The 16392-nt window shown below is 68.9% G+C and carries 14 protein-coding genes; 8 read left to right on the top strand and 6 right to left on the bottom strand.

Translation table 11 applies throughout. The features are described 5' to 3' along the window. Both rpoD and dnaG read right to left on the bottom strand, forming a co-directional pair. Positions 1–2201: RNA polymerase sigma factor RpoD (gene rpoD / locus HA630_RS06595; RefSeq protein WP_371809218.1), on the bottom strand; the 2201-nt coding region annotated here is incomplete at its 3' end. 309 nt (positions 2202–2510) lie between these two features. Further along, positions 2511–4514 (bottom strand): DNA primase, encoded by a 2004-nt coding sequence (gene dnaG, locus HA630_RS06590; RefSeq protein WP_166833479.1) that lies wholly within the window; start codon positions 4512–4514, stop codon positions 2511–2513. A 113-nt stretch (positions 4515–4627) separates the two neighbouring features. On the opposite strand from dnaG, the gene HA630_RS06585 reads away from it, so the two are divergent. Beyond that, positions 4628–6286 carry an acyl-CoA synthetase gene (locus HA630_RS06585; RefSeq protein WP_166833478.1) on the top strand — a complete coding sequence of 553 codons (1659 nt, stop codon included), beginning with the start codon at positions 4628–4630 and terminating at the stop codon, positions 6284–6286. A gap of 24 nt (positions 6287–6310) precedes the next feature. Here the strand turns inward: HA630_RS06585 and HA630_RS06580 are convergent, their stop codons facing one another. The 3 genes from HA630_RS06580 to HA630_RS06570 all read right to left on the bottom strand — a co-directional run bounded on the left by HA630_RS06580 (position 6311) and on the right by HA630_RS06570 (position 9851). Beyond that, complete coding sequence (locus tag HA630_RS06580; protein ID WP_166833476.1) at positions 6311–7834, bottom strand: diguanylate cyclase; 1524 nt, start codon at positions 7832–7834, stop codon at positions 6311–6313. Positions 7835–7917: 83 nt separating this feature from the next. Continuing rightward, a complete protein-coding gene (locus HA630_RS06575; RefSeq protein ID WP_166833474.1) occupies positions 7918–8676 on the bottom strand; it encodes a 3-hydroxyacyl-CoA dehydrogenase in 759 nt (252 codons plus the stop codon). 128 nt (positions 8677–8804) lie between these two features. Beyond that, positions 8805–9851, bottom strand: a complete 1047-nt coding sequence (locus tag HA630_RS06570; RefSeq protein WP_166833481.1) for an extracellular solute-binding protein — start codon at positions 9849–9851, stop codon at positions 8805–8807. Positions 9852–9996: 145 nt separating this feature from the next. Here HA630_RS06570 and HA630_RS06565 point away from each other — a divergent pair, with 145 nt between their 5' ends. Beyond that, entirely contained in the window at positions 9997–10935 is a 939-nt protein-coding gene (locus HA630_RS06565; RefSeq protein WP_371809217.1) for a patatin-like phospholipase family protein, read from the top strand. A gap of 83 nt (positions 10936–11018) precedes the next feature. Here the strand turns inward: HA630_RS06565 and HA630_RS06560 are convergent, their stop codons facing one another. Beyond that, on the bottom strand, positions 11019–11561 hold the full coding sequence (locus tag HA630_RS06560; RefSeq protein WP_166833470.1) for a phasin family protein: 543 nt from the start codon (positions 11559–11561) through the stop codon (positions 11019–11021). A gap of 226 nt (positions 11562–11787) precedes the next feature. On the opposite strand from HA630_RS06560, the gene HA630_RS06555 reads away from it, so the two are divergent. The 6 genes from HA630_RS06555 to rmuC form a co-directional block, all read left to right on the top strand. Then, on the top strand, positions 11788–12741 hold the full coding sequence (locus HA630_RS06555; RefSeq protein ID WP_371809216.1) for a histone deacetylase: 954 nt from the start codon (positions 11788–11790) through the stop codon (positions 12739–12741). Between the two features lie 26 nt (positions 12742–12767). After that, entirely contained in the window at positions 12768–13214 is a 447-nt protein-coding gene (locus tag HA630_RS06550; protein ID WP_166833466.1) for a thioesterase family protein, read from the top strand. 72 nt (positions 13215–13286) lie between these two features. Beyond that, a complete protein-coding gene (locus HA630_RS06545) occupies positions 13287–14018 on the top strand; it encodes a nitroreductase (protein ID WP_166833464.1) in 732 nt (243 codons plus the stop codon). Positions 14019–14057: 39 nt separating this feature from the next. After that, positions 14058–14405 (top strand): FKBP-type peptidyl-prolyl cis-trans isomerase, encoded by a 348-nt coding sequence (locus tag HA630_RS06540; RefSeq protein ID WP_166833462.1) that lies wholly within the window; start codon positions 14058–14060, stop codon positions 14403–14405. Between the two features lie 32 nt (positions 14406–14437). Then, entirely contained in the window at positions 14438–15415 is a 978-nt protein-coding gene (locus HA630_RS06535; RefSeq protein WP_166833460.1) for a D-glycerate dehydrogenase, read from the top strand. A gap of 60 nt (positions 15416–15475) precedes the next feature. Next, positions 15476–16392 (top strand): DNA recombination protein RmuC (gene rmuC, locus HA630_RS06530; RefSeq protein WP_166833458.1); only part of this gene is annotated, 917 nt, incomplete at its 3' end.

The raw sequence follows: 16392 nt of genomic DNA, 5'->3' as shown, positions 1-16392 counted from the left end.
TTGTCGCTGCGGCTCGGGTGCTTGAGCTTGCGCACCGCCTTGCTCTCGATCTGGCGGATGCGCTCGCGCGTCACGTCGAACTGCTTGCCCACCTCTTCTAGCGTGTGGTCGGTGGACATTTCGATGCCAAAGCGCATGCGCAGCACCTTGGCTTCGCGCGGCGTCAGGCTGTCCAGAATCTCCTTGACCACCTCGCGCAGGCCGGCCTGCATGGCCGCGTCCATGGGCGCGGTGTTGGCGCTGTCTTCGATGAAGTCGCCCAGGTGCGAATCGTCGTCGTCGCCGATGGGGGTTTCCATCGAGATCGGCTCTTTCGCGATCTTCATGATCTTGCGGATCTTGTCCTCGGGCATCTCCATCTTCTCGGCCAGGATGGACGCGTCCGGCTCGAAGCCGTGCTCCTGCAGGTGCTGGCGGCTGATGCGGTTCATCTTGTTGATGGTCTCGATCATGTGCACCGGGATGCGGATGGTGCGCGCCTGGTCGGCGATCGAGCGGGTGATCGCCTGGCGGATCCACCAGGTGGCGTAGGTCGAGAACTTGTAGCCGCGGCGGTATTCGAACTTGTCCACCGCCTTCATCAGGCCGATGTTGCCCTCCTGGATGAGGTCCAGGAACTGCAGGCCGCGGTTGGTGTACTTCTTGGCGATGGAGATGACCAGGCGCAGGTTGGCCTCGATCATCTCCTTCTTGGCGTCGCGCGACATGCGCTCGCCTTCGTTCATGCGCTTGTGGATGGCCTTGAGCTGCTCCAGCGGCACCACCACGTTGGCCTGCAGGTCGATCAGCTGTTGCTGCAGTTCCTGGATGGGCGGGATGTTGCGCGCGATCACCGTGCTCCACGGCTTGCCGGCGGCGGCCTGCTTTTCCACCCACTGGCGGTTGAGCAGGTTGGGCGGGAAGTCGGCCACGAACTTGTCCTGCGGCATGCCGCATTTGTCCACGATGATGCGGCGCAGCTCGCGTTCCTTCTTGCGCACGCCGTCCACCTGCTGGCGCACGGTTTCGCACAGTTTTTCGATGGCCTTGGCGGTGAAGCGGATGGACATCAGCTTCTCGGTCAGCGCGGTTTGGGTTTTTTGGTAGGCGGGCGTGCCGTAGCCTTCCTTGTCGTAGAGCTTGTGCAGCTTCTCGAACAGCTCGCGCATGGCGTCGAAGCGGCTCAGCGCCTCGCGCTTGAGTTCTTCCATCTTGCGCGTCAGTGCCTTGGAGCCGCCCTTGCCGTCGTCGTCGTCGGCCTCGTCGTAGTCGTCGAAGTCCTCTTCGGCCACGTAGTCGTCGGCCTCGTTGGAGTCGGCAAAGCCGTCCACGATGGTGGAGATGACCACCGCGCCCGAACGGATTTCCTCGCCCATGGCCAGGATTTCGTTGATGGTGGCGGGCGACTCGGAAATCGCGGCCATCATCTCGTTCAAGCCGCCTTCGATGCGCTTGGCGATTTCGATTTCGCCCTCGCGCGTCAGCAGTTCCACCGTGCCCATTTCGCGCATGTACATGCGAACCGGGTCGGTGGTGCGGCCGAATTCGCTGTCCACGGTGGACAGGGCGGCTTCGGCTTCCTCTTCCGCCTCTTCTTCGGTGGCGGCGGTGGGGCCGGTGTTGCTCAGCAGCAGGGTTTCGGCGTCGGGCGTTTGCTCGTACACCGCCACGCCCATGTCGTTGAGCAGCGACACCACCACTTCCAGCGTTTCCTGCTCCACCAGCTTGTCGGGCAGGTGGTCGTTGATCTCGCCGTGGGTCAGGTAGCCGCGCGTCTTGCCCAGCTTGATCAGGGTTTTCAGGCGCTCGCGGCGCAGCTTGGCCTCTTCTTCGGTCAGGACGGTGTCGTCCAGGCCGAATTCCTTCATCAAGGCGCGTTCCTTGGCCTTGCTGATCTTCATCCGCAGCGGCTTGACCTTCTCCACCGGCTCGGCCGTTTCGGCTTCCACCGCTTCGGGTTCTTCGCCCAGGTCCTCGTCGATGTCGCTCAGGTCGGCGTCGTCAAAGTCGGCCTCGCTCTTTTCGGCGGCCTTGGGCTTGCGGCCCCGTTTGGCCGCTGGCTTTTTGGGTGCGGCCGGGGCGGCGTCGTCGCCCTCGGTGCTGGCCGCTTTCTTGCGGGTGGCGCGTTTTTTCGGCGCGGTGGCCGATTCGGCTTGGGCGGCCGCGGCGAGCAGTTCGTCGGCGGCTTTGGTCAAAGAGGCTTTGCTGGCTTTGGTGCTCACGAGAGGCGCTTTCTGCCCGGGCCGGCGTGGACCAGGGCGGTGGATGCTGCAGGCAATGAAAACGGGGTGCGTCAGATGTGCCGACGGACGTCACACCCCGGTGACGGGGTGCATTCCACAAGCTGTGTGGGCGAACATTTGGGGTGCAGTCCTTGCGGAGGAGGCGGGGCTCGCCTTGGCCGGGGGAGGTGGTCCCGATGACCCGTCTGGGGTGTTGGCCGATCCGGAGGTGCTGCTGTCGCGCTTGCAGTCAACATTGGATTATACCCAATGCCCCAAGTTCCATCGGGGTTTACCCCGGCCCGTGGCTCAGGCGCGCGTGTCGGTCTGCAAGGCCAGGCGCGCTTCGTGCACCGCGCGGTAGAGGGCCAGCGCGGCGGGGTCGCTGCCGGCCTGGGCGATCAGCTCGGTTTCGCGCCGCTTCATGTGCTCGATGTGCATGCGGCGCAGCAACTCCCGCAGTTCGCGCCGGATTTCGGCCAGCGTGGGCGGGGCGCTTTCGGGCGAGGCGGGCTCGCCGTCCTGGCGCTCCAGGGCGATGCCACTGGCGTTCAGGGACACGGCCAGGCCCTCGAAAGGCTGGCCGCGCAGGGCCTCGCGCAGGGCGGCCCAGGGTTGGGCGCCGTGTTCGTGCCACTGCATTTCCAGCCAGGCGAACAGCGGGCCGTGTTCGCCCGCTTCCTGCCCCAGCAGGTGCTGGTCGTCCGCTGTCAGCCATTCCCAGGCGGGCGGTGTGCTCAGCACGATGCGGGCGACCCGGTCGGCGTTGCTGAGCAGGCCGCGCGCGGCCGGGCGGCGTGGCCGCGCGGCCCAGCCGGAAGGGGAGCGCGGGGCGCGCGCCGGCCGCGCGGTGGCCCCGGGGTCGCTGACGGGACGGGCGTCGTGGCCAGGCCAGCCGGCGTCGGGGTCGCCGCCCTGGGGAGGGTGGGGGGCTTCGGCCGGGGCGGAGCGGGGGGCACCCCGGGCCGCGCGCCCGCCGGCGTGGCGCTGGCCCGGCCCCTGCCACAGCCCGGCCAGCTCGCGCGGGTCCAGGCCCACGCCGTCGGCCAGTTCTTGCAGCAACTGGCGTTTCAGCGCGCCGTCGGGCATGGCGCTCCACAGTGGCTGGGCCTGGCTGGCCATGCGGGCGCGACCCTCGGCGGTGTCCAGGTCGCAGTCGGCGGCGGCGGCGTCCAGCAGAAACCGGCTCAGCGGCACCGCCTGCTTCACCGCCTCGGCAAAGGCGTCGGCGCCGTGGGCGCGGACAAAGCTGTCGGGGTCGTGTTCGGGCGGCAGGAACAGGAACTTGACGCTGCGGGTGTCGCTGGCCCAGGGCAGGGCAGCCTCCAGCGCCTTGCGCGCGGCACGGCGGCCGGCGGCGTCGCCGTCGAAGCCGAACACCACCGCGTCGCTGAAGCGGAACAGCAGCCGCACGTGCTCGGGCGTGCAGGCGGTGCCCAGCGTGGCCACCGCGTTGCCGATGCCCAGCTGCGCCAGGGCCACCACGTCCATGTAGCCCTCGGTCACCAGCACGTGGCCGGCCTGGCGGATGGCGGTGCGCGCCTCGAACAGCCCGTACAGCTCGTGGCCCTTGCTGAACACCGGCGTTTCCGGCGAGTTCAGGTACTTGGGCTCGCCCTGGTCCAGCACCCGCCCGCCAAAGCCGATGCACTCGCCCTTGACGTTGCGGATCGGGAACATGATGCGGTCGCGAAAACGGTCGTAGCGCTTGCCCTCCTTGGCCTCGCCCAGCGTGCCGGCGTCGTCCGAGGTGATGACCAGGCCCGACTCCACCAACAGCGGGCTCTGGTAGTCCGGGAACACGGTGGACAGGAAGCGCCAGCCCTCGGGCGCGTAGCCCAGGCCGAAGGTCTTGGCGACCTGGCCCGACAGGCCCCGGCCCTTGAGGTAAGCGATGGCGCGGGGCGACTGCTTGAGCTGCACCTTGTAGGCGTCGGCGGCTTTCTGCAGCACCTCGGCCAGCGTGCTCTGCTTTTTGCGCTGCTCGGCGGCGCGGGCCCGCTCGTGCGGGGGCACGTCCTCCTCGGGCACCTGCAGGCCCACCTGCTGGGCCAGGTCTTTCACCGCTTCGACAAAGCCGATGCCGGTGTGCTCCATGAGGAAGCCGACCGCGTTGCCGTTCTTGCCGCAGCCGAAGCAGTGAAAAAACTGCTTGGTGGGGCTGACGCTGAACGACGGCGATTTTTCCCCGTGAAAGGGGCACAGCCCCATGAAGTTGGCGCCGCCCTTTTTCAGCTGGACGTAGCGGCCCACCACCTCGACGATGTCGACGCGGGACAGCAACTCCTGGATGAAGGACTGGGGGATGGCCACACGCTATTTTCGCCCATCGCGGGGCCGCCCACCGGGGCCCGAACACGGGTGGCGATCGGGTACAGTGCGGGGCGACAGCGGCAGGGTGCCGCCCCCTTTCTCGGAGAAGCCCTATGACCTCGATCTACGACCAGGACCTGCCCCGCACCGGGGCCAATTTCGCGCCCATCAGCCCGCTGAGTTTCATCGAGCGCACCGCCGAGGTGTACCCGAACCGCCTGGCCATCGTCCACGGCCTGGGCGAGCAGGCGCTGCGCCAGACCTGGGCCGAGACCTACGCCCGTTGCCGCCGCCTGGCCAGCGCCCTGCAGCGCGCCGGCATCGGCAAGAACCAGACCGTGGCGGCCCTGCTGCCCAACACCCCGCCCATGGTGGAGGCCCACTTCGGCGTGCCCATGGCCGGCGCGGTGCTCAACACCCTCAACACCCGGCTCGACCCGGAAGCCATCGCCTTCATGCTGGACCACGGCGAGGCCCAGGCCGTGCTCGTGGACCCGGAATTTGCCGCCACGCTGCAGAAGGCGTTGGCGCTGCGCCAGTCCCGCACGCCGCTGCGCATCATCGAAACCGCCGACGCGCTCTACGGCCCGGCCAACGCCGCCCTGGGCGGCACCGCCTACGAAGACTTTCTGGCCGGCGGCGACCCCGACTTCGCCTGGGACCTGCCCGGCGACGAGTGGGACGCCATCGCCCTGAACTACACCAGCGGCACCACCGGCAACCCCAAGGGCGTGGTCTACCACCACCGGGGCGCGGCCCTCAACGCCATTTCCAACATCCTCGAATGGGACCTGCCCAAGCACGCCGTGTACCTCTGGACGCTGCCCATGTTCCACTGCAACGGCTGGTGCTTCCCGTGGACGGTGGCGGCCCGCGCCGGCGTCAACGTCTGCCTGCGCAAGGTGGACGCGCAGCTGATTTTTGACCTGATGCGCGAGCACGGGGTCAGCCACTACTGCGGCGCACCCATCGTGCACGGGCTGCTGGTCAACGCGCCCGACGCGCTCAAGGTCGGCCTGCCCAGCGGCATCAAAGCCATGGTGGCCGGGGCCGCGCCGCCGGCGTCCATGATCGAGGGCATGGAGCAGATGGGCTTTGACCTGACCCATGTGTACGGACTGACCGAGGTGTACGGCCCGGCCACGGTGTGCGCCCAGCACGACGCCTGGGACACGCTGGACATTGGCGAGCGCGCCCGCCTCAACGCCCGCCAGGGCGTGCGCTACCACCTGCAGCGCGGCGCCCAGGTGCGCCACCCCGAAACCCTGGAGCCCGTGCCCTGGGACGGCGAAACCATGGGCGAGATCATGTTCCGCGGCAACATCGCCATGAAGGGCTACCTGAAGAACCCCAAGGCCACGCAAGAGGCCTTTGCCGGCGGCTGGTTCCACAGTGGTGACCTGGCGGTGCAGTACCCCGATGGCTACCTCAAGATCAAGGACCGCAGCAAGGACATCATCATCTCGGGTGGCGAAAACATCTCCTCCATCGAGGTGGAGGACGTGCTCTACCGCCACCCGGCGGTGCTGGCCGCCGCCGTGGTGGCCAAACCCGACGCCCGCTGGGGCGAAACCCCTTGCGCCTTCGTGGAGCTGAAGGCCGGCGCGCAGACCACGCCCGAGGACATCGTGGCGCATTGCAAGCAGCACCTGGCCGGCTTCAAGGTGCCGCGCGCGGTGGTGTTCGGCGAACTGCCCAAAACCAGCACCGGCAAGATCCAGAAGTTCGAGCTGCGCAAGCAGGCCGGTTCGGCCGCCGCCATCGACGTGTGACGCCCGGCCGGGCCGGGGCGGTGCTCAGGCCAGCACCACCCGGTTCTTGCCGGCGCGCTTGGCCGCGTACATGGCCTGGTCGGCGCGGTGCAGGGCTGCGGCGCTGGTTTCGTCGCCGTGCATGCGGGTCACGCCCGCGCTGAAGGTGATCAGCAGGTGCTGCTCGCCCTGCATGAAGAGGTGGGTGGTCAGTTCGCGCTGCAGGCGGGTGATGGCGCTCACCGCTTCCTCGGGCGTGGTGTCGGGCAGCACCACCACGAACTCCTCGCCGCCGTAGCGGGCCACCGAATCGTGTGGCCGCAGCGACTTCAATGCCACGTCCGCCAGGTGCTTCAAGGCCGCGTCGCCGGTCAGGTGGCCGTGCTCGTCGTTGATTTTCTTGAAGTCGTCAATGTCCAGCACCGCCAGGCAGACGTCGATGCCCATGCGGTCGGCGCGCGAAATCTCGCGGTTCACCACCTCCAGCAGGCCCTTGCGGTTGAGCACGCCGGTCAGCAGGTCGTGGCTGGCCACTTCGCTCATGCGGTCCAGCTCCTGGCGCAGGCGCTCCACCTCGGCCTCGGCCTGGCTGGCGCGTTCGCGCAGCCGGTGCAGCTCTTCGCCGGTGCGCCGCGTGTCCAGCGCCATGGCCCGGGCCGACTGGATGGCCTCCTGCAGCACCGGGGCCATATCGGTCAGGCTTTGGGCCCGCTCCAGGCGGTCGGCACAGTCCTCGAACTGGGCCTGGTACTGGTCGCTGCTGGCGGCGGTCTGGGCCAGGCGTTCCAGGAACACGCCCAGCGTTTCTTTCATGGCCTGTTGGGCGCGGTGCGTCTGCTCGCTGGCCTCGGTTTGCTGCAGGATCACGTCGCGCAGGCGGCGCTGCACGTCCTCCAGGCGCCGCGCCGACAGCGGCGGCTGCGTCGCCTGGGCCAGCGCGGCCATCTGTTGCTGCAGCCAGGGGGTGTCGGGGCTGATGGCGCCGATCTGCTCGAACACGGTCTGCAGCAGGGCCAGCAGCTGGCGGCGGATCTGCTCCTGCTCCTCGGCCACGAATGACAGGCGGAAGGCAAAGTCCGCCATCATCTTGCGCAGGGTGGGGGGGTGCTGGCTGTCCAGCCGCAGGTAGGTCACCAGCTCTTCGGCCTGGGCCACCACCTTGGTGTCGTCGTTGCCCACCGCGGGCAGGGCGTGGTGGATGATGCGGGCCGTCTGCTCCAGCAGCTCGGGCGGGAAGGCGGTGGCCTCTACCACCTCGACCCGGGCGGTGGGGTTGGGCAGGTCGCTGCCGTTGCGCACGGTCAGGACCAGGGCCTTTTCCAGGTCTTCCCAGCTGTGCATCGTCACCGCCTTGCTGAACTGCGCCCGGAAGCGCTGTTGCGCCGGGGTGCGGTCGGGCAGGGCGTTGCCGATCTGGCGCAGTTGGTCCAGCGGAAAGGGGCGCAGCGGGCGCGTGCCCGCGACCTCGTGGTACGCGCTCTGGAAGTTGTCTGGGGTCGGCGGGAGTTTGCGGGTGGTCAGCAGTTTCACCGCCTCCCTGGCGATGTCCTGCGGCGTCGGTGCGGCCATGTGCGCGGGTTACCCAATGAAAGATGGGCCATCTTACACCGGCCCCGGGGCCGGCCCGGGGCGGTGCTTGCCGTGCCGCCGGCTCAGCGTGGGGCCAGGCGGATGGCGCCGTCCAGGCGGATCACCTCGCCGTTGAGCATGTCGTTTTCGATGATGTGCTGGGCCAGCTTGGCGTAGTCCTGGGGGGTGCCCAGGCGGCTGGGGAAGGGCACACTGGCGGCCAGCGCGTCCTGCACCTCCTGCGGCATGCCGAACAGCATGGGCGTGCCGAAGATGCCCGGGGCAATCGTCATGTTGCGGATGCCGTTGCGCGCCAGGTCGCGCGCGATCGGCAGGGTCATGCCGACCACGCCGCCCTTGGACGCGGCGTAGGCGGCCTGGCCGATCTGGCCGTCGTAGGCCGCCACCGAGGCGGTGGAAATCATCACCCCGCGTTCGCCGGTGGCTTCGGGTTCGTTCTTGCACATGGCGTCGGCCGCCAGGCGGATCATGTTGAAGGTGCCGACCAGGTTGACCATGATGGTCTTGGTGTAGCTGGCCAGGGCGTGCGGGCCGCTCTTGCCCACGGTCTTTTCGGCCGGGGCGATGCCGGCGCAGTTGACCAGGCCCATGAACTTGCCCAGCGAGGTGGCCTTGGCGATGACGGCCTGGCCGTCGGCTTCGTTGCTCACGTCGCATTTGACGAAGGCGCCGCCGATCTCGCGCGCGACCGCTTCGCCTTTGTCGACCTGCATGTCGGCGATGACCACGGTGGCGCCGCGGGCCGCCAGCATGCGGGCGGTGCCTTCACCCAGGCCCGACGCGCCGCCGGTGACCACGAACACTTTGCCTGCTATCTCCATCTGCTTGCTCCGGTGGGTTGTATGACGTTTACGTAAACGTCAATTATGGACGAAATCCGGGCGCTTGTGCCACGGCGCAAAAAGGCCCGCGCGGGGCGGGCCTGGGGTGGCGTGGGTGCCGTGCGGCGTCACTTGTAGCCGGCGCGGTCCAGCATCTGTTGCACCTTGGTCATGTTCTTGGCGACCACGCCCAGGGGAATGTTTTCGGCCTTGAAGTGGGCCCCGCCCATGGCCTTGAGGGCCGGGTTGTCCACCTTCACGCCCTTGGCGGCGGGGAATTCGTTGTTGCCGTTGGCGAAGTAGTCCTGGGCGAAGGGGCTGGCCAGGTACTCCATGAACTGCACCGCGGCGTCCAGGTGTTTGGCGTGCTTGGCCACGGCCGCACCGGCGATGTTGACGTGGGTGCCGCTGGTGCCCTGGTTCGGGAACACAACGCGCACCTTCTCCATCACCGACCGGTCTTCGGGCTTGCCGGACTTGAGCAGGCGCGCCGCGTAGTAGGTGTTGGTCAGGGCCACGCCGCATTCGCCCGAGGCCACGGCCTTGATCTGGTCGGTGTCGCCGCCCTTGGGGGGGCGCGCCATGTTGGCCACCACGCCCTTGAGCCAGGCTTCGCCCTGGGCGTCGCCCAGGCGCTCCACCACGGTGGCGAACAGGGACAGGTTGTACGGGTGCGAGCCCGAGCGGGTGCAGACCAGGCCTTTCAGCTTGGGGTCGGCCAGTTGCTCGTAGGTGGCCACGTCTTCGGGTTTGACGCGCAGCGGGTCGTAGACGATGACGCGGGCGCGGGTGGAGAAGCCGGTCCAGGTCACGCCGTTGGCGGTGGGCGTGGCGCGCAGGTTGGCCGGGATGGCCGCGTCCAGCTTGGCCGACTTGATCGGACGGAACAGGCCCTGGCTGTCGGCCGAGGCCATGCGGGCCGCGTCCACCAGCAGGATCACGTCGGCGGGCGAGGCCGCCCCCTCGGCGCGCAGGCGGGCGACAATGCCGGCGTCGTCGGCGTCCACCCGGTTGATCTGGATGCCGGTGGTTTTGCTGAAGGTGTCGTACATCACCTCGTCCGTCTGGTAGTGTCGGGCGGAGTAGAGGTTCAGGACCTTGTCCTGGGCGACAGCGGTGGTGGCCAGGGCGGTCAGGGCGAACAGGCCCAGGGCGTGGCGTGCGCGGAACGGCATGGTGTCGGCGGCGAGGAAGTTGTGGTGCAGATATACTAACACAAATGCGAATCGTTATTGTTAAAGAGTGGATGGGCAGGCCATGACGCCACACCAGCGGGCGTCCGGGTCAACCTGGGGCGGGTCTGCACCCAGGCGGCGGGCGGTGCTGTCGGGTCTGTGCCTGGGCGCGGTGTGGGGCCTGGCCGGTTGCGCCGGGCTGGGCACACCCGGTGCCCCGGCCGACGCCACGCCGGTGCCGCCCCAGCCCGAGCCGCCGCGGTTGCGCGCCCCGCGGGTGGGCCTGGCCCTGGGCGGTGGCGCGGCGCGCGGGTTCGCGCACATCGGCGTCATCCAGGTGTTGGAGCGCGAGGGCATCCGCCCCGACCTGGTGGTGGGCACCTCGGCCGGCAGCCTGGTGGCGGCCCTGTACGCCAGCGGCATGGGCGGCGCCCAACTGGAGCAGGCGGCGCTGGCGATGGAGGAGGCCACCATCGCCGACTGGACCCTACCGATCTTCAACCGCGGCCTGCTGCGCGGCGAGGCGCTGGCCCGCTACGTCAACCGCCAGGTGCAGGGCCGGTTGATCCAGGACATGCGCCTGCCGCTGGGCATTCTGGCCACCGAACTGGCCACCGGGCGCGGCGTGCTGTTCCAGCGCGGCGACACCGGCACGGCGGTGCGCGCCTCCAGCGCGGTACCCGGTGTGTTCACCCCGGTCGAGATCGCCGGCAAGGCCTATGTGGACGGTGGGCTGGTGGCCCCGGTGCCGGTGGAGCAGGCCCGCCAGATGGGCGCCGAACTGGTGGTGGCGGTGGACATTTCCAGCCCACCCGACCAGGCCGTCGGCGGCGACGCGCTGCGCGTGCTGCTGCAGACCTTCAGCATCATGGGCCAGAGCATCAACCGCCAGGTGCTGGCGCAGGCCGATGTGCTGGTGCGCCCCGCGCTGGCCGGCATGGGCAGCGCCGATTTCACTGCCCGCCAGCGCGCCATGCAGGCCGGGCGCGAGGCCATGGCGGCGGCCCTGCCCCGCCTGCGCGAGCAATGGCAGGCCAAGCGCCAGCCCGAAGCGCCGGGCCGAGGCCCCGCCGGCGGTCGATAAAAAAAGGCCTCGCAGAGCGAGGCCTTGAAAGGGTCCCTGAATCCGATTTCGAAGAGACCCGAGGAGACAACCAGAAAAGAGGTTCAGCGCTTTTTGGCGACCGGCTTGGCTGCCGCGATGGCGTTGTTGGTCACCGCGTGGAAATTGCTCTCGGCGATTTCGCTGGCCTGTTTGACGGCTTTTTGCACCGACTCGACGGCGTTGGTGGCGGCGGACACGGCGTTTTTCATCACGGCCACGGCGGTTTCGGAACCGGCCGGGGCGTTTTTGGCGACGTTGTCCACCACGGCCATGAATTTCTGCTGGGCGTCGGCGGCCTGGCCTTCGGCGGCCTTGGCGAATTCGGCGCCGGTGCCGGCGGCGATTTCGTACAGCTGGCGGCTGTAGGCGGCGGCCTTTTCGGCCAGCGGCTGCATCAGGCCGGCTTGCAGGGTCAGCAGTTCCTGGGCGTCTTTCACGCTCAGCAGGGCCTGGGTGCTGGAGGCGGACTCGCTCAGCGCGGCCTTGGTGGCTTGCACGTTCAGCTCGACCAGCTTTTCCACGCCTTCGAAGGCTTTTTGGGTCAGGCCAAACAGGGTTTCCAGGTTGGCTTTTTGGGCGGCGGCCAGTTGTTCAGCGGTCAGCATACGGGTGCTCCAGTGGTGGGGTGAAGGGTCTGTGTTCAGTGCCGCACGGCGGAGCCCGAAAGAGACTGGGCTGATTTGCTGCGCTGCAACATGGTTTCAATTATAGGGACCGCTTCCGAAATTGCAAGCGGTTTTGTTGCGCTGCAGCAAAAATGGGCTGGGCGCCTCTGGCGGGGCATTCGGTTGGCCAGCCGGCCCGTCAGCGCAACTGGGCACAATGCGGACCGTGCACGCCTACTACGCCGACCATTTTGTGCTGCCCCTGCCCGAGGGGCACCGCTTCCCCATGGCCAAATACCGCCTGTTGCGCGACCGCTTGGCCAGCGAACTGCCCGGCATCTGCCTGCAACAGGCCGAGGCGGCCAGCGAAGGCGAACTGGCCCTGGTGCACGAGCCACGCTACATCGCCGCGGTGCGCGACGGCGCGCTGACACCGGCCGAGCAGCGCGAGATCGGTTTTCCCTGGAGCCCGGCCATGGCCGAGCGCGCGCGCCGTTCGGTGGGGGCCACCCTGCAGGCCTGCCGCGCGGCCCTGGGCGGCGACGGCGTGGCGGCCAACCTGGCCGGTGGCACCCACCACGCCTACGCCGGCAAGGGCAGCGGGTTTTGCGTGTTCAACGACGTGGCGGTGGCCGCCCGGCTGATGCAGGCCGAATGGGCCCGTGCCCGCCGGCGCCCCCAACTGCGGGTCGCCATCGTGGACCTGGACGTGCACCAGGGCAACGGCACCGCCCGAATTTTTCAGGGCGACGACACCGTGTTCACCCTGTCGGTGCACGGCGCCAAGAACTTTCCCTTCCGCAAGGAGGCGGGCGACTGCGACATCGAACTCCCCGACGGTTGCGGCGACGACGAGTACCTGGCCGCGGTGGAGCAGGGCCTGGCCGAGCTGGCGCAGCGTTTCGATCCCGGTCTGGTGATTTACCTGGCCGGGGCCGACCCGCACGAGGGCGACCGCCTGGGCCGCCTGCGCGTGTCCGACGACGGGATGGAGGCGCGCGACCGGCGCGTGTTCGATTGGGCCTGGCAGCGCCGCATTCCGTTGGCCATGGCCATGGCCGGCGGCTATGGCCACGACATCGCCACCACGGTGCGGGTGCAGGTCAACAGCTACCGGGTGGCACTGTCGCATTGGCAGCAGTGGCGGCGGCTGTGGCCGGGCGGGGCCGCTGCGGCCTGAGGATGGCGCTGGCAGAATGGCAGGCCATGAACACGCCCGCCCGCCCGCAGCCCCAACCCCGTTCGGCCTACCCGGTGTTCCGCACCATCGGCACCCGCTGGATGGACAACGACGTGTACGGCCACGTCAACAACGTCGTGTACTACAGCTGGTTCGACACGGCGGTCAACGGCTACCTGATCGAGCAGGGCGTGCTCGACATCCACTGCGGCGCGGTCATCGGGCTGGTCATCGAGACCCAGTGCAACTACTTCGACAGCCTGGCCTTCCCCGACACCGTGCACGCCGGCTTGCGGGTGGCGCACCTGGGCCGCTCCAGCGTGCGCTACGAGGTGGGCCTGTTCGGCAGCGCCGGGGACACCACGGCCGCCGCCGGCCACTTTGTGCACGTCTACGTGGACCGCGACACGCGCCGCCCGGTGCCGCTGCCCGACGACCTGAAGGCCGTACTGGCCGGCCTGCAGTGCCCTTGAGCCGCATAGGCCCATCGGCGCCATAATTGACGTTTACGTCAACGTCAATCAAAAACCTTTCTGGAGACCGCCTTGAACCCCTCGACCCCTGTCGACACCGCCCACAGCCCCGCCGCCGCCCAGGTGGATGCCGCCATCACCGGCCGCCAATCGGTGCGCGCTTTCCTGCCCAAACCGGTGCCGCGCGAGTTGCTGACCCACCTGCTGGAGGTGGCCAGCCGCGCGCCGTCGGGCACCAACACCCAGCCGTGGAAGGTGTACGTGCTGCAGGGCGCCAGCCGCGACGCCCTGGTGCACAAGGTGTGCAGCGCGCACGACGCCATCCGCGACAACCCGGCCCTGGCCGCCGAGTACCAGGAAGCCTACGACTACTACCCCAAGCAGTGGGTCAGCCCCTACATCGACCGCCGCCGCGAAAACGGCTGGAGCCTCTACGGCCTGCTGGGCATCGGCAAGGGCGACAAGGACAAGATGCACGCCCAGCACCAGCGCAACTACAAGTTCTTTGACGCGCCGGTGGGCCTCATGGTCACCATCGACAAGATCATGGGTGGTGGCTCGCTGGTGGACACCGGCATGTTCCTGCAAAACCTGATGGTGGCGGCCCGTGCCCACGGCCTGGACACTTGCCCGCAGGCGGCCTGGAACCATTACGCCCGTATCATCCTGCCCCACGTGGGGGCGGGCGACAACGAGATGCTGGTCTGCGGCATGGCCCTGGGCTACGCCGACCCGGCCGACAAGGTCAACACCTTCCGCACCCCGCGCGAACCGGTCGCCCAGTTCACCACCTGGCTGGACTGAGCCCGGGCATTTTTCACCCGCATTGAACAAGGATTCCGCATGATCACCACCCCCTCTGGCCTGCAGTACGAAGACACCGTGACCGGCTCGGGCGCCGTCGCCCAGGCCGGTCAGCGCGTCAGCGTGCACTACACCGGCTGGCTGTTCAACAACGGCGAGCAGGGCGGCAAGTTCGACTCCAGCAAAGACCGGGGCCAGCCCTTCGTCTTTCCGCTGGGCGCCGGCCACGTCATCAAGGGCTGGGACGAAGGCGTGCAGGGCATGGCCGTGGGCGGCACCCGCCGCCTGGTGATCCCGGCCGAACTCGGCTACGGCGCGCGCGGCGCCGGCGGCGTGATCCCGCCCAACGCCACCCTGCTGTTTGAAGTGGAACTGCTGGCCGTCTGACGCCGCTCCCGCCCACCGACCGTTTGGCCACCATGCCCCCCGCCCGCCCCGCCGTTCTGGTGACCCGCCAGGTCTTTCCCGAGGTCATCGACAAGCTGCGTCGGCACTTCGAGGTCGAGACCAACGACGACGACGCGGTCTGGCCGCGCGACGTCTTGCTGGCCCGCTTGCAGGGCAAGGCGGGGGCGCTGACCACCGGCACCGAGCGCATCGACGCCGCCTTGCTGCAGGCCTGCCCCGGCCTGAAGGTGGTGGCCAACCTGTCGGTGGGTTACAACAATTTCGACGTGGAGGCGATGACCCGCCACGGCGTGCAGGGCACCAACGCGCCCGACGTGCTGACCGAGACCACCGCCGACTTCGGCTTTGCGCTGCTGATGGCCACGGCCCGCCGCGTCAGCGAAAGCGAGCATTTCCTGCGCGCCGGGCGCTGGCACAAATGGGCGGTGGAGATGTTCCTGGGCGCCGAGGTGCACGGCAGCACCTTGGGCATCTTCGGCATGGGCCGCATCGGCCAAGGCATCGCGCGCCGGGGCGCCCACGGTTTTGGCATGCAGGTGCTGTACCACAACCGGTCGCGCCTGGACGCCGCCACCGAGGCCGACTGCCGCGCCAGCTACGTGCCCAAGGACGAGCTGTTGCGCCGCGCCGACCACCTGGTGCTGGTGCTGCCCTACACCCCGGAGAACCACCACAGCATCGGCGCCGCAGAACTGGCGCTGATGCAGCCCACCGCCACGCTCATCAACATCGCCCGCGGTGGCATCGTGGACGACGCCGCGTTGGCGCAGGCGCTGCGCGAAGGCCGCCTCGCGGCCGCGGGGCTGGACGTGTTCGAGGGCGAACCCGCCGTCCACCCCGACCTGCTGGAGGTGCCCAACGTGGTGCTGACGCCGCACATCGCCAGCGCCACCCGCGGCACCCGCCTGGCCATGGCCCACCTGGCGGCCGACAACCTGATCGCCTGCCTCACCCAGGGCCGGGCGCTGACGCCGGTCAATCGCCTCTGAGGCCCGCCGCGCCACGGCCCCAGGGGCGCCGCCTGGGCCGCGGCGCCAGATAATCCGGGGATGACCGACATCCCCACCCTCTGGCTGCTGTGCTTGGCCCTGGCCCAGCTCGGCCTGATCGCCTGGCTGACCTTGCGCCCGCCCCCTGTTTTCCCCGAATCCGCCGACGCGCTCGACGCCCGCCAGCGTTTGCTGTCCGCCCTCGCGGCCCAGGCCGAACGGCTCGACCGGCTGGAGCGCGAGCTGCGGCGCGAGGTGAGCGAGTCGGCCCGCGGCCAGCGCCAGGAGGTCACCCAGACCCTGACCGCCTTCCAGGACACCCTGCTGCGCCAGGGCGCCGAAACCACCCGCACCCAGAACGCCCAGATCGACGCCTTTGCCCAGCAGCTGGTGCAGCTGCGCGGCACCCTGGGCGACACCCTGACCCAGCAACTGCAGGCCCTGAGCGAGGCCAACGCCCGCCGCTTGGGCGAGGTGCGCGCCACGCTGGAGGCGCAGTTGCAGCAACTGCAGCAAAGCAATGCCGGCAAGCTCGACGAGATGCGCGCCACCGTGGACGAAAAGCTGCACAAGACGCTGGAGGCGCGCCTGAGCGAGAGCTTCCAGCACGTGGCGCAGCGCTTGGAGCAGGTGCACAAAGGCCTGGGCGAAATGCAGACCCTGGCTGCCGGCGTGGGCGACCTCAAGCACCTGCTCACCAACGTCAAAACCCGGGGCATGTTCGGCGAGGCGCAACTCGCCGGCCTGCTGGAGCAGGTGTTCACCCCCGAACAGTACGCCACCCAGGTGCCCACCCGACCGGGCAGCCGCCACGTGGTGGACTTCGCCATCCGCCTGCCGGGCAAGCGCGACGACGGCGCGCCGGTGTGGCTGCCCATCGACGCCAAGTTCCCCAACGAAGACTACGAACGCCTGCTGGAAGCCCAGCGCGTGGCCGACCCGGTGGCCGCCGAGGCCGCGGCCAAGGCGCTGGAGGC

This window comes from Aquabacterium sp. A08 (assembly GCF_011742065.1).
Note: the sequence above shows the minus strand (reverse complement) of the source record. Positions and strands in the feature narration are given on the sequence as shown.

Excerpts from the sequence above, each read along its gene's own strand:
- HA630_RS06585 (WP_166833478.1), top strand. The coding sequence starts at position 4,628 with ATGACCTCGATCTACGACCAGGACCTGCCCCGCACCGGGGCCAATTTC.
- HA630_RS06550 (WP_166833466.1), top strand. The coding sequence starts at position 12,768 with ATGAACACGCCCGCCCGCCCGCAGCCCCAACCCCGTTCGGCCTACCCG.
- HA630_RS06580 (WP_166833476.1), bottom strand. The coding sequence starts at position 7,834 with ATGGCCGCACCGACGCCGCAGGACATCGCCAGGGAGGCGGTGAAACTG.
- HA630_RS06560 (WP_166833470.1), bottom strand. The coding sequence starts at position 11,561 with ATGCTGACCGCTGAACAACTGGCCGCCGCCCAAAAAGCCAACCTGGAA.
- HA630_RS06570 (WP_166833481.1), bottom strand. The coding sequence starts at position 9,851 with ATGCCGTTCCGCGCACGCCACGCCCTGGGCCTGTTCGCCCTGACCGCC.
- HA630_RS06575 (WP_166833474.1), bottom strand. The coding sequence starts at position 8,676 with ATGGAGATAGCAGGCAAAGTGTTCGTGGTCACCGGCGGCGCGTCGGGC.
- HA630_RS06540 (WP_166833462.1), top strand. The coding sequence starts at position 14,058 with ATGATCACCACCCCCTCTGGCCTGCAGTACGAAGACACCGTGACCGGC.
- HA630_RS06535 (WP_166833460.1), top strand. The coding sequence starts at position 14,438 with ATGCCCCCCGCCCGCCCCGCCGTTCTGGTGACCCGCCAGGTCTTTCCC.